Source organism: Paenibacillus sp. V4I5, assembly GCF_030817255.1.
GTDB lineage: Bacteria > Bacillota > Bacilli > Paenibacillales > NBRC-103111 > Paenibacillus_E.
Genome location: NZ_JAUSZB010000002.1, coordinates 3,170,308 through 3,184,209, shown reverse-complemented (window position 1 = coordinate 3,184,209; position 13,902 = coordinate 3,170,308). Strand labels below are relative to the sequence as shown.

Below are 13,902 nucleotides of genomic sequence, written 5' to 3'. Positions count from 1 at the left end.
CCGATTCATCGTTTTCGTTACATAATGAAACCACGGTGCACCGAAGTGCATAGAACCAATTCATACGAGGGGGATTTACATGGGGAAATATATGAACAAGAAGTCTATTAGTATGGCATTAAGTGTTGTAGTCGCATCTAGTGTGTTCGTTGGTTGTTCCAAACAAGAGGCAGGTGGGAGCACTACTTCACCTAAAGCATCTGCTGGTCCAACAGCGGCTGGAGCTAAGTATCCAATTAGTACGCAAGAAACGTTAACGTCCTGGGAACAGATGGACACGAACTTGGCATCTTTTGTTCCAAATCTGGCAGAATCAACGTTCGGCATGCAGCTTGAGAAAGAAACCGGTGTGAAAGTGAAGTATACACATCCGGCTGACGGGCAATCAAAGGAGCAGTTCAATCTGATGATTGCATCCAATAAATTACCGGATGTTATTGAATATAACTGGGGCGGAGGCGGGACTGCCGCTTATCCAGGCGGACCTGAGAAGGCGATTGCAGATAAAGTCATTCTTCCACTCAATGATTTGATCGACAAGAATGCGCCGAACTTAAAGAAATTGCTTCAGCAAGACAAGGAATTAGACAAGATGATCAAAACGGACAGCGGCAAATATTACGCATTTCCGATGATTCGTCCCGACAATGGGTTAGTATTCCGAGGACCTATGATTCGCAAGGACTGGCTGGATGAATTGAATCTGCAGGTTCCTAAGACCATCGATGAATGGTATACGGTGTTAAAAGCGTTCAAAGAAAAGAAAGGCGCAACCGCACCATTTACTGCTCAGTATAGCAGTGAGCTGAACATTCAGGACGCATTCATTGGCGCCTTCAAAACAGCCAATCGGTTCTATATCGATGATCAAGGCAAAGTCAGATACGGTCCAATCGATCCGCAGTTTAAAGATGCTTTGACCTTGCTGCGTAAATGGTATGCGGAAGGACTGCTTGATAAAGACTTTGCACTTAACACGGATTCCAAAGCGTTGGACAACAAATTAATGAGTGACAGTGCGGGAGCAACTGTAGGTCTATTAAGCGGCGGTATGGGCAGATGGATGGATACCGGGAAGAAGAAAAACCCGAAATTCCAGCTGGTTGCAGCACCATATCCGACCTTGAAGCAAGGGGAACGCGCTTTTATCGGACAGCGTGACTTCAAGTACAATCCGGTTGCCAGTAAAGCGGTAACCGGCGATTCGAAGAATGCAGAGCTTGCAGTTAAATGGTTGGATTATGCTTACGGTGAAAAAGGTGGCTTGCTGTTCAACTTCGGAATTGAAGGCGAGAGCTACAAGATGGAAAACAATGTCCCGAAATTTACCGAAAAAATTACTAAAAACGAGAAGTTTAATCTTCAACAAATGGTATCTCAGTATACGAAGCCAAATGGTCCATTTCCAGGTGACGCCCGAAAAAGCTTCAATACATTCAAGGAGCAGGACGAAGCGATTAAAATTTGGGGTGAAACGGACGCGGCTAAGCATGTAATGCCACTTTTCATAACTCCGACGATAGAGGAAAGTAAAGAATTGGCCAAATTGAATACCGCGATTTCGAGTTATAAAGAAGAAATGTTTGTGAAGTTCGTTATGGGCAAGGAACCTCTCGACAAGTTTGATGAGTATGTAAAACGCATTCAAGAAATGGGTATCGACAAGGTAACGAAAATAAACCAAGATGCACTCGACCGCTACAACAAACGATAACACCCTTCGGGCATCTTGCAGGTGAATACGGAATATGACGCCGTCTCTGTAGAAAGCGGTTCGTATTCACCTGCAAGGAAGTAGCCCAAGGATAGAGAGGGAGCAGAGAAATGAACACAATCAGTCCTGAAACGGTTATGCCCTTCATACCGAAAAAGAGATCCCGACTAGGGATATTGATCGATATCCGTAAAAATAAACTGCTATATGTGATGCTCTGTCCCGTGCTGCTTTATTATGTGATCTTCCATTATGGACCGATGTATGGTGCTATTATTGCCTTTAAGGATTTTTCTCCACGCCTTGGCATTTGGGGGAGTGATTGGGTAGGCTTTGAACATTTTCAAGCATTCTTTACCGGACCTTATTTCTGGAGGACAATAAAAAACACAATACTTATCAGCTTCTATCAGCTCTTGTTCGGATTTCCGGCACCGATCGTACTAGCGCTACTTCTCAATGAAGTGAGACATGCCTTATTTAAACGCACGGTGCAGACTATTACGTATATGCCTCATTTCATTTCACTAGTTGTCATCTGCGGCATCATCAAGGATTTCACCGTCAGCGATGGCGTAATGAATGACATCATTGTCTTTTTCGGCGGGGAACGAACGACATTTTTACTTGAACCGAGCTTTTTCCGTTCCGTCTATGTAACGTCGGGTGTGTGGCAGCATATCGGTTGGGGTACGATCATCTTTCTGGCGGCTTTGACCGGTATTGATCAGGAGCAATATGAAGCTGCTAAAATAGACGGCGCAGGCAGGTGGAAGCAAATGACGAATGTGACGCTTCCCGGCTTAATGCCGACGATCATCATTCTGCTCATTTTGGAGGTCGGAAGAATGATGAACATCGGGTTCGAAAAGATCATTTTGCTTTATAATCCAGGCACTTATGAAACCGCGGATGTGATATCTTCTTACGTGTACCGGGTTGGTTTACAAGATTTCAATTATAGCTTTAGCTCAGCAGTTGGCTTGTTCAACTCGGTGATCAATTTTATTCTGCTGATTTGTTCCAACTGGTTAAGTCGGAAATTTAATGATACTAGCTTATGGTAGAGAGGAGGGCATATTTATGCTGAACCGGACCACATTTTCAGAAAAAAGCTTCGATTCCATCAACGTGATCTTCTTGACCTTTTTGATGATCATTACGATATATCCTATTGTTTATGTGGCTTTTGCCTCCATTAGTGACGCTGGAGCTCTGATGGGGCACAAAGGCATTTTATGGCGGCCGCTCGGATTTTCACTGGATGCTTACACGAATGTGTTTCGAAACCCCATGATCCTGAAAGGATACGGGAATACGTTTTTTGTTGTGCTGGTGGGTCTGTTTTTCAATATCGTGCTTACAGCTTTCGGGGCCTATGCGTTATCAAGGAAAAGCTTGGCCTACCGTAAACCGCTTCTGCTGTTTATCGTGTTTACCATGTTTTTCAGCGGTGGTTTGATTCCTCTCTACTTGACGGTTAAAGGAGTAGGATTGGTCGATTCACTATGGGCGCTCATTATTCCTCAAGCGATTAACACCTTTAATCTCATTCTGATGAAAACGGCGTTCGAAGCGATTCCTGATGCCTTGGAGGAGTCGGCTAAAATAGATGGCGCGAATGACTTTGTCATTTTGTTTCGGATCATTTTGCCGCTTTCCATGCCGGTTATTGCCGTTATGTTATTGTATTATGGCGTCAGTCATTGGAATTCTTGGTTCAATGCGATGATTTTCTTGCAGGACCGGTCGCTCTATCCGCTGCAGCTCGTGCTGCGCGAAGTTTTACTCCAAGGGGAAGCAAGCTCAAACTTAGGGGCCTCGGATGGCGCCTCAGCAATGCTCTCGGTTACGTTAAAGTACGCGACCATTATTGTGGCAACGGTACCGATTCTGCTTGTTTATCCGTTTCTCCAAAAATATTTCGTCAAAGGCGCTCTGATTGGAGCGATTAAAGGATAGGGGAGGGTGCTTGCAATGAATGACATAGAATGGGAACATTTTATGGCCGACAATGATATGGAATGGGTCGTGAAGCCTGTCAGTTGGGATGAAGGGGCTTTCATTGGTAATGGTTCGATCGGCGCTATGGTATATGGGGAGGAAAATGCGAAAAAACGGCACGTGCTCCGTTTTGTCACGGGACGTACTGATGTTACAGCAAGCCGGACTGATAAACCCGGATTTCCTCCACGCGTACCCATTGGTGAGCTTGACCTTGAGATGGAAGGCATGATTTATCACCCGACGAGTATGCGGGTGGACTTATGGAACGCAGAGCTTCGTGCTATTTTGACGACGACCCGGGGCGAGGTAAAGCTTCGTTCCATTGTTCATAGCGAAGAACCGGTCATGGCGATCGAGATCGAGACATCAGAAGGGGAAAGGGCTGCGCAGTTTGCGTGGTACGCCTATCCGGAAGTTGATCACGTACTGAAAAATGCGGATGGCTTTAATTTAAATCAATATATACCTGCAACTGATGTGGAAAAAACGGTTAGAGATGGCGTGAACCTTAATATTCAGCGTTATTCAGGCGAGGATGGCTGTGTAACTGCCTGGAAGGAAGTCCAAGTGTCGCCGAATCGCCGAGTTTGCTTCATTTCCGTTATTAAAGGTCATAAAGAAGCTGCAATTGGTAAAGCGCTGGATGCGGTTGTTCAAGCCTCTAGCGGTGATTTCGATGCATGGATAGGCGTTCACCGTCGGTGGTGGCACAACTATTATCGGCTAAGCTTCATCTCGGTTCCGGATGGGCGGCTCCAAAGCTTCTATTGGATACAAATGTATAAGTTGGCTTCAGCCACACGTGCGGATCAGCCCTTGATCGATAATCAAGGTCCGTGGCTTACTTCAACGCCATGGCCGGGCGTTTGGTTTAATATGAATGTGCAAATGAGTTATTCACCGGTGTATACCGCGAATCGATTGGACATCGGGATGTCGCTGGTTCGCGCTTTAGATGAAAACAGAGAAAATCTAATAAACAACGTGCCGGAGTCCTGCAGGCATGATTCCTCAGGACTTGGTCGCAGTTGCAGCTATGATTTGCTGGCTGAGGTAGATGATGAAGTAGGGAATTTGAATTGGATTTGCCATAATGTGTGGCGGCAGTATCGGTACAGCATGGATGATGAGATGCTAAGCACCATCTTATTTCCTCTTTTACGTAGAAGTGTAAATTATTATCTTCACATTCTTGAAGAAGGCGATGACGGTAGTCTGCATCTTCCGCCTACCATTTCACCTGAATATGGCTCTTTTATGAAAACGAAGGTACGCGATTCTCATTACGATCTTGCTTTATTGCGCTGGGGCTGCCAAACCCTTTTGGAAATATGCCAGCGGTTAACGGTGGAAGATCCGCTTACCGGGAAATGGAAGGAAGTTCTGGAAAGGCTGACTCCGTTACCTGTAGATGAGACGGGATTTATGATTGGACAAGACACGCCTTTAGCATACGGTCACCGACATTTCAGCCATCTGCTTGCGATTTTTCCACTCCATTTGATCGGTTGCGATAAGGAAGAGGATCGGAAGCTGATCACAACCTCGCTTCGTCATTGGATCGGGAAGGAAGGCGACTTGCGCGGGTTCAGCCTAACTGGGGCGGCTTCAATAGCTGCTATTCTCGGCTCAGGAGATGAGGCCTTGCGTTATTTGCAAACGTTGATGTTGATGATTAAACCGAATACAATGTATAAAGAAGCAGGACCTGTTATCGAAACGCCATTTGCCGGTGCAGAAGCGATACACGACATGCTGCTTCAAAGCTGGGGAGGCAAGATACGGGTATTCCCAGCTGTGCCGGGCGAGTGGCAAGATGTGTCTTTCGAAAATTTGCGAACCGAAGGAGCATTTTTAATTAGCGCTGTACGTCGTGACGGTGAAACCCAAATGATTCGAGTGAAAAGTTTGGCTGGGGAGCCGTGTATCATCAAGACAGGCTGGAACGGTGTAGTTTGCTGGACGATAACCGGAACCAAAGCTGCTGAGCACACCGTTTATGTAAAGTCGGGTGAGGACGAGATCGTATTGGATTTGAGCCAGGGGGATGAAGCGATCCTTTCCCGAGGTGATGAGGTGTCTGACTGGCGAATCGTTCCCGTAGAATCACCGCGGAAGGTTGCCCGCTATTTCGGCGGACATAAGCCTTGGCGTCTTTACGGATTTTAACAGGTGAAAATTCAAAGTAGGAGGATGTGCAAAATGGGAGTGCCATTCAAGCAAGGAGACATCGTATTATTTCAAGGTGACAGTATTACGGATGCCGGAAGGGTTAGGGAAAATCCCTCTGATTTGGGCAAAGGATATGCGCTGATGACTTCAGCATTGTTCGGTTCATCTTATCCTGAACAACAGGTTACATTTCTGAATCGGGGGATTAGCGGGAATCGAGTGAAAGATCTTCGTTCTCGTTGGGAACAGGATTGTATCGAACTGGGGCCGAGCTGGGTATCGATCTATATCGGTATTAACGATTGCTGGAGACGATATGACCGGAACGATCCTACATCTGTGGAACAATTCGAAGAAGGTTACCGGGAACTGCTTGTCCGCACGAAAGAGGAGCTTGGGGCCAAGCTTATTATGATCGAGCCATTCGTGCTGCCAGTGCCGGAAGACAGGAAACTATGGCGTGAGGATCTCGATCCCAAAATTAATGTCGTGCGGGAATTAGCACGGGAATTTGGTGCCCTTTTGGTTCCGCTTGATGGTATATTCGCACAGGCTTCGATGCTCGCACCCTCCAGCTTCTGGGCGCCAGACGGCGTGCACCCGTCACCGGCAGGACATGCGCTTATAGCCAAAGCTTGGATTAAGGCGGTCGGGGCGGCAATATAAGTGATGGCCTTATATATATGCGTTCATTGTACATAGAGAAAAGCCCCTGAGTTGGAGTTGTCAGGGGCTTTTTCGTATTGGTGCTCCGCCGAATGCGGAAGGGGAAAGGCGAAGAGGCAATTAAGCCAGCGATTCCTTCACGACAGGCGCCGTTAGCTTATAGCCAACGTTCCTGATGGTCATAATATATTCCGGATTGCGTGCATTGTTCTCAATTTTATCCCTCAGATGAGAGATATGCACATCGACGATGCGGGTATCTCCAAGGAAGTGATAGTCCCACACCCCATGGAGAAGCTGCTGCCTGCTAAGGACTTTGCCGCGATGCTTACACAGGAAGAGCAGCAGCTCGAATTCCTTAGGTGTAAGTTCAATCGGGGAGCCATTCACCATGACTTCGCGTTGATCGGCTTTAATAGCGATTTGGCCAATCGTGATGGGCGCATTTTCTGTCGAGGACGGTAAGGTTTGGATTCGTCGATGTATGGCCTGTATACGAGAAATGAGCTCCTGCGGTGAAAAGGGTTTGGTCATATAATCGTCAGCGCCGTTATCCAAGCCGGCAATTTTATCCGTGAGATCTTGCATAGCTGTAAGCATAATAATAGGTACGAGGTTATTCTGGTTTCTAAGCTTGCGGCACACTTGGAACCCGTCCATCTTCGGCAGCATTAAGTCGAGAACGATGAGATCGGGGCGAAACGTTTGGATGGCATCGAAGACAGCTTCGCCGTCAAACACGCAATGGACATCAAAGCCTACAAGCTTCAAGTTGAACTCTATAAGCATGGAAATGGAAGGTTCGTCATCAACAACTAGGATTTTCTTTTTCATCGATGGGTGGACTCCTTTTATCGAGGATAACTCTATTATGACAGCGCTCTATCATCGAGATATTAAGATAAAGTTAACCCTGTGTAAAATTGCATTCCGCATTCGCTTATAATAGGATAGAGATTGAGGTGAATTTGACAGAGATGGCATTTCATATTGTATTAGTAGAACCCGAGATTCCTGCAAACACAGGCAACATTTCTAGGACGTGCGCAGCGACAGGCACGTATCTCCATTTGGTTAGACCGCTTGGATTTCAGACGGATGACAAGACGTTAAAACGCGCTGGATTAGACTATTGGCACTCGGTTAAGCTCGAGTATCATGACTCATTTGATGAGGTGCTAGAGGCTTACAAAGAGCATCGTTTTTTCTTTGCAACAACGAAGGCAACTAAACGTTACACAGATTTTACATTTCAGGACGGAGATTTTTTTGTGTTTGGCAAAGAAACCAAAGGACTTCCTGAGGATCTGTTAGCTCAGCATCCCGAAACATTACTGCGGTTGCCAATGTCAGATGCGGTCAGATCGCTAAATTTATCGAATTCGGCAGCGATCATGCTGTATGAGGGCTTGCGGCAGATCGGTTTCGTCGGTCTTGATTAGAACTTAAGGCCTATCAATATTAGGGCTGAGCCGACATATTTGACAGGAAAAGAAAGTTTCAGCATGTTATTAGCAGGAGTTTCTTAAATGACGGCGAATAGTATTCCGTATCAGTCCGTATAGATATGCTAGATGAAGTAGAGAGCATGGAAAACGTGAGCGGAAGAGAGGTGAAGTCCTATGATGAAGCCAGCCGGAGTCGTTCGTAAAGTCGATCAATTGGGACGTATTGTACTGCCTAAATCGCTAAGAAAGCGATATCAAATGAATGAGGGAGATCCTGTCGAAATTTTGGTGCAGGGTGACCATATCATACTGGAGAGATATCGTCCAAAATGTGTATTTTGCGGAAGTATGGAAAGTGTAAGTGAATTCAAAGAGCGCTATATTTGCGGCGTATGTGTAACTGAAATGAACTTGCTAAAGGTAAGAGCATAAAAGAAAAAGCATCGTTTCTCCTAAGGAGAAGCAGATGCTTTTTTTGTATTTCTATAGACCTTTTGTTTTGTCATCGTTATAGGAAGACGTCAACATAGCGACGATGAATAATACAAAAACGGTGTTAACGAGCCAAAATGTTGTTGATAAACCAAACATTGCTGCACCTCCATATATAGGGACCTTTGAGCGTGCTCAAAGTCTCTCTGCTTTGGGATCTTTTAACGTGCTAAAAGTCTCTCTGCTTTGGGATCTTCGAGCATAGTTAAGGCTTATTATACCCAACCATTCTAAAAAAAGAAACGAATAAAGTGTGAATAATTTCGGTTATTTAAAAAATAGAAAGTTGGTGGCCAGCGGTCTAAGCTTCCCATCCGATGGGCGATTAATGACGCTGCCTCCCATGACTAAAGTGGTAGAGCCGCCCCCATCCAAGTTATACGCATCGACAATGCCTAATTGCTGCATTTTGTCCTGCAGCTCAGCAAGAGTTGCTCCCGAATTACCGCTCTCATCGTAGCCGTCGGTCACAATAAACAACAGCTGGTCGTGCTTGTAGTTAGCCATGATGGTCCGCGCTGCTCTTGCCGGAGAACTTTGCCACTGATAGGGAATCGACGTCTTGTTACCATTCTTCAGGAGAACCGGGACGAAGGTAGATCCCATGAGTGGATTTAACTTATCAAGCTCAGACTGAGAGATGAACTTACCGCCAATGAGCTTGCGGTCTTTATTCAAGCCAATGAAGGTCGTATCGTTGTTGGTAGGAAAGAAGCCATTCACATACTTCCCATTCATCATGGTTGTATCCAGCGGATAACGTTTGCCTTTGTTGTCATCGGCGAAGCCGCCTGCGTTCACACCGGCGATAGCCCCATAACGTGTGACGGCATCTAGCGTTGTTTCACTGGAGCCGATTTTATCCTTGCCAAGTACAAGCTTAATGGCCTTATCGCTCTTAAGGTTTACTTTAAGCGCATAACCTTTATAGTTGCTTTCATTCAAAGCGAATAGTTTCAAGTCAATATTCCCGGAAGAAGCTTGTCTGATTGGGCTGCCGAGCTTGGCCGTTATCCGTGCATCATAGATAATGCCCGGTTTGGCTGCTTGTGCTGCAGCGTTCTGGAGCATGGCCGCTACTTCCGCAGCGCTTTTCTCATAAAGTTCGAAATATTGCTGAATGGTGGATTTGGTTTGCACAGCATCGGCATTCGCTTTGGTCAGCAAGTTATCGAGCGTGACCGTTTCTTGATGAAAAGAGATCGGCGTAGACACTTTATGTACCAACGGGTTGATTGGGACAATCGCCGTAACGAATAGCAGCCAAATCAGCATCCCCAGAAACGGGGCGCTTGCAAGTAGAAGGACGCGGTTGATTTGTTGAATGCTATTTACGTTCATTACTTTAGCACATCCAGATTCTTTTGCAGCTCTTCCAACTTCTTCTTTACGTCGGCAAGCTGCGTATAAAGCTGGTTGCTATTATCGGTTTTGCTGTTAGCGCTGTCCTTCGTGAAAGCCAGCAATTCATTCAGTGAATCTACCTTGGTCTGTAGAGCTTTCATATCTGTCGTAACGCTATCTTTCAATTGGGTAACTTGCTTCTGATAGTCTTGTTGAACCACTTGCAGTTGTTGCTGGGTTTGCTGTGCGATATCGGTTGCAATTTTTTGCCTCAAATGCTCGGTGTACATCATAGCTGCTGCCACTCCGATTGCGATCAGCATGACCCAACCCACAAATAAGTAGACGTACGTTTTCTTTCTTACCTTGGTAGCCTTCGAAGCAGCGCGAGGGAAAGAATTCGCAGTCGTAGTCTCGATGGGCATGTTCATGAAAATCACCTCTGTTTACTAGTATAACATATTCCATATTTTTTACAGAATTTTAGATAGAATTCGCTGTTTTTCGATATTCATTTGGGGTGAGTCCCTCTAGTTTTTTGAAAACTTTGCTGAAATATTTCTCGTCCTGGTAACCGACCATTTCCGCTACTTGTGAAATCCGAAGATGTGGATTGCGCAGCAAGACCTTTGCTTTACTCATGCGAATTTGACCTAAATAGTCAGAAAGGTTTACCTCGAACTCTTGTTTGAATTTCCGTGAAATGTACTCGCGGCTGAGGTAGAATCGATTAGCGATATCCTGAAGCGAGACATCTTCGTGATAGTGCTTCTCAAGGAACTCGGCGATTTCAAAAATAACGCTTTTGTCCTTCTGTTGACTCTCGAGGAGCAGCTTCGACAGGTGAACAATACTCCGAGTGAGTTCCTGCTGCCACAGTGAGAGGGAAAGGATCCCATGCTCATCCAGCGGAACAATCAAACTGGAAGGCTCATCAAGGAGCAGCTGTTTGACCTGATCTTCACTAATGTTAGAGAAAAATTGCTGCACCCAACGGCGCTTCATCACCCTGTACTCCCGCCACCAATGGTCGAGCTGTTCGAGTGTAATGGCTTCGCTCAGTTTGACGGCGTCCATCCATTCTTGAACCGTTTCTTGAATTTGGTCAAGGCTGCCACTGCGAATAGCGAGTTGAATCCGTTCCTCATACTTGCTGAAATTAAGCGTAGGCTGAACCGTTTTAGCTGTCTTCGATGTACTATGAATCCATGTTTCCTTGGATTTGAGGTTTCGCTGTTTAAGGGCATCACGGGCTTCCTGATAGGATAAAGCCAGATCTGTGGGGAAGGAGCGAGAGCTTCCGATACCGAAGTCAACGCGGGTATGAAGCGCGGTGCGTATACCCTCATTGATTTTAGCTAGAAATGCCTCAGAGCCAGATTGATCCTTCCATAAAAGCAATACAATTTCGTTATCGCTGTTCCAATGGCGGAATGCATAACCGCGCTGATCGTTAACGAGGAATTCATTACATATGTTAATCAGCGAGAAGAGCAGTAAATCCAGATTATGACTGAATTTGTTCTTCACACTGCGTTCCATCGTATCTAAAGATAAAATAGCGACACGACATTCTCGCGTTGTCCGAGATAAATGAAGCTCTTTCTCTAGCTGCTCAGCCGCTTGATCATAAGCGGAAGGTTCGGCAATTAAGTTCGATAGCAGCTTATCCCAGTACATGGGCTTAATTTGGTTCATTTCGATATTCAGCTCTCGATTGGTATGACGAAGCTCCTCATCTTTATTCCAAGCTTGAATGGCTTTATCTAACGCTTCATTTAACTGCTCGGGATCAATGGGCTTCAATATATAGTCTGTTCCCCCATACTTTAACGTATGGCGAAGCAGAGAGAAGTCGTCATGGCCGCTAATGACGATCGTCTTCGAGTCAGGAGCATGCGTATGCAGCCACTCGAGCAATTTTACGCCATTCATAATGGGCATCATCATATCCGTCATGATAATCTCAGGATGATGGGTGCTCACCATATCAATGGCCGATTCACCATCTTGGGCCTCCAGAATGGTTACTATGCCATACTGTTTCCAGTTGACTAGCAGACGGATGGCGTCGCGCACATGCTTTTCATCATCGACAAGTAATACTTTCATTCCGTTTGCTCCCTTTTCATAGGAATGTGAATGACAATCCTAAGACCTTGTGGTTGTACATGTTCAATATCAAGAGTTGCATCATCGGTAAAATAGAGCTGTACTCGGGTTAGCACATTACTAAGTCCAATATAAGCTGCATCGGTTATGGAAGGGGTAATCAGCAGGGTTTTTACCTCGCGCAACCGCTCCTCCGTTATACCAATCCCATTATCCTCAATAATGAGCTTTAAATATTCATCCTCACGATCTGTAGGCATCGTTGCCTGAATACGTAATAAGCCTGTGGTTTCACTTGGTTTAAAACCATGCTTAAAATAATTTTCCACAAGCGGTTGAAGGATCATCTTGGGTACAGAGATTGCTTTTGTGCTTTCATCGATGTCGTAAATGATTTCAAATTGATGCTCGAATCGCTGTTTTTGCAGCTCGAGATAAGCTTTAATATGCTCAATTTCCTTACGCAAAGGAACAACCGATTCGTTGGTGTTCATACTGTAATGCATCATTTTAGCCAGATACGAAATTAAGGCGTAAATCTTTGGAGCCTCGTGCTGTAAAGCTAATGTACCAATAGATTGCAGTGCGTTATTCAGAAAATGCGGATTGATCTGGGCTTGGAGTGCCATGAGCTGATTCGATTTGTTTGCAAGCTCTAAGCGGTATTCGCGCATGACCATTTGATTTAAATCTTGCATCAGGCCATGGAATCGATTGGCGAGAATACCCATTTCATCCGTTCGAGTGAGCTCGATATCGGCATTCAATTGGCCTAACTGAACTTGTCCCGCCTGTATGCGTGTGATATAACGAATTAATTGTTTGATAGGCTCTGTAAATTTAATGCTGATATAAATGGTTCCGGCAATGACAATCAACATAAACAGAGTAAGGATCAAAGAATTAATTAAAGTTAACTGTCGGGCACTTTTCGTTAATTGCTCATAGGGAAGCCGCTTCACGATCGTCCAGTTAACATAGTCAGTTTTCATTTTTTCATAAATATTTATCCCCGCATAAGCGCCGTTTTTCCATTCATAGGAACCTTTTTGGAGATCACTATAAATCGCCTCATTCCCCCAGCTTGCTTCAAGAGGTTGTCCCCATTTAGAAACATCAGGACCGAACACGATGAACCCCTTATCATCCAGGATATAAAGTTCTTCTTGGTCATGGGTGAATAAGCTTTGAGATATTTCAGAGACTAGATTCAGCTGAAGATCAATGATCAGCTCACCAATCGAGATGTTACTTGGAGAGTACATAATTTTACGATGCATAGATAGGACAGGGGTTGGAGCAGAATACACATTAAGTGCAATATTGTAATTATGGCTTTCATGAGTGGTTTCAAAATAAACGGTTTTGTTCTCGGGGAACTGCCGAAGAGATTCATATTTACCGATCGTGCTTCCTTGAATGTCGCTGCTCGCTAAATAAGAACGGTCGCTAACGGAGGCGTAAAGATAAATTTGTTTGATCTCTTTAACCGAGTGGGACATGACCTGAAGTCCGCTTTTGATAACCTTATCACTCATGTAGTCGATTTCTCGCTCGGTTTGCAGAATATCGTAAAGATAACCAACAGATGAATACTGACCTGTATAAATCGTAGTGGATGCCTGGACAACACCATTTAAGTAGTTCAACAAATTCATTTTTGCTTGAGATAACAGGGCCGAATTATTCGTAATTGTGTCTTCTGTGACTTTCTCCTTGGTGAATATATAAGAAACAACAATGGATGTAGTGAATGGAACTAAGGTCGCAATGAGCAGAAAAAGGATTAATTTATTGCGTATACTATGACGAAACAAGGTACATCAACTCGGTTTCTTTTTAGACTTTTCACCCTACATTGTAGCAGGAGAGGTCAACAAATTCCACCTAATGCATCACGATAATCTGTGTTTTGCCAAGAACAAGGGCTTTATACTTAAGGTATAG

Annotated in this window: 12 protein-coding genes; 7 read left to right on the top strand and 5 right to left on the bottom strand. The window is 44.9% G+C overall.

From position 1 onward, the window contains the following. Window positions 1–79 precede the first annotated feature (79 nt). From QFZ78_RS16430 to QFZ78_RS16410, 5 genes are all read left to right on the top strand, one after another. Window positions 80–1,714, top strand: coding sequence for an extracellular solute-binding protein (locus QFZ78_RS16430; protein WP_307549118.1), 1,635 nt, complete (start codon window positions 80–82; stop codon window positions 1,712–1,714). Window positions 1,715–1,824: 110 nt separating this feature from the next. After that, window positions 1,825–2,781, top strand: coding sequence for an ABC transporter permease (locus QFZ78_RS16425; RefSeq protein WP_307549116.1), 957 nt, complete (start codon window positions 1,825–1,827; stop codon window positions 2,779–2,781). Between the two features lie 16 nt (window positions 2,782–2,797). Beyond that, entirely contained in the window at window positions 2,798–3,676 is an 879-nt protein-coding gene (locus QFZ78_RS16420; protein WP_307549114.1) for a carbohydrate ABC transporter permease, read from the top strand. 15 nt (window positions 3,677–3,691) lie between these two features. Next, window positions 3,692–5,890: a glycosyl hydrolase family 95 catalytic domain-containing protein gene (locus tag QFZ78_RS16415; RefSeq protein WP_307549112.1), complete on the top strand. Its 2,199-nt coding sequence runs from the start codon at window positions 3,692–3,694 to the stop codon at window positions 5,888–5,890. Between the two features lie 33 nt (window positions 5,891–5,923). Then, on the top strand, window positions 5,924–6,559 hold the full coding sequence (locus tag QFZ78_RS16410) for an SGNH/GDSL hydrolase family protein (protein ID WP_307549111.1): 636 nt from the start codon (window positions 5,924–5,926) through the stop codon (window positions 6,557–6,559). A gap of 120 nt (window positions 6,560–6,679) precedes the next feature. Here QFZ78_RS16410 and QFZ78_RS16405 read toward each other — a convergent pair whose 3' ends face one another. Further along, window positions 6,680–7,393: a response regulator transcription factor gene (locus QFZ78_RS16405; protein WP_307549109.1), complete on the bottom strand. Its 714-nt coding sequence runs from the start codon at window positions 7,391–7,393 to the stop codon at window positions 6,680–6,682. A gap of 143 nt (window positions 7,394–7,536) precedes the next feature. Here QFZ78_RS16405 and trmL point away from each other — a divergent pair, with 143 nt between their 5' ends. After that, on the top strand, window positions 7,537–8,001 hold the full coding sequence (gene trmL, locus QFZ78_RS16400) for a tRNA (uridine(34)/cytosine(34)/5-carboxymethylaminomethyluridine(34)-2'-O)-methyltransferase TrmL (RefSeq protein WP_307549107.1): 465 nt from the start codon (window positions 7,537–7,539) through the stop codon (window positions 7,999–8,001). 183 nt (window positions 8,002–8,184) lie between these two features. Then, window positions 8,185–8,439, top strand: a complete 255-nt coding sequence (locus tag QFZ78_RS16395) for an AbrB/MazE/SpoVT family DNA-binding domain-containing protein (protein ID WP_047677456.1) — start codon at window positions 8,185–8,187, stop codon at window positions 8,437–8,439. A gap of 327 nt (window positions 8,440–8,766) precedes the next feature. On the opposite strand, the gene QFZ78_RS16390 is transcribed toward QFZ78_RS16395, so the two are convergent. The 4 genes from QFZ78_RS16390 to QFZ78_RS16375 are packed head-to-tail and all read right to left on the bottom strand — an operon-like array spanning window position 8,767 to window position 13,772. After that, a complete protein-coding gene (locus QFZ78_RS16390) occupies window positions 8,767–9,840 on the bottom strand; it encodes a phosphodiester glycosidase family protein (protein ID WP_307549106.1) in 1,074 nt (357 codons plus the stop codon). Further along, a complete protein-coding gene (locus tag QFZ78_RS16385; protein ID WP_047677233.1) occupies window positions 9,840–10,274 on the bottom strand; it encodes a hypothetical protein in 435 nt (144 codons plus the stop codon). The genes QFZ78_RS16390 and QFZ78_RS16385 overlap by 1 nt, the downstream gene beginning before the upstream one ends. Before the next feature lie 52 nt (window positions 10,275–10,326). Continuing rightward, window positions 10,327–11,955: a response regulator gene (locus QFZ78_RS16380; RefSeq protein WP_307549104.1), complete on the bottom strand. Its 1,629-nt coding sequence runs from the start codon at window positions 11,953–11,955 to the stop codon at window positions 10,327–10,329. After that, a complete protein-coding gene (locus QFZ78_RS16375; RefSeq protein ID WP_307549103.1) occupies window positions 11,952–13,772 on the bottom strand; it encodes a sensor histidine kinase in 1,821 nt (606 codons plus the stop codon). Before QFZ78_RS16375 ends, QFZ78_RS16380 begins: the two co-directional genes overlap by 4 nt. Window positions 13,773–13,902: the final 130 nt, after the last annotated feature.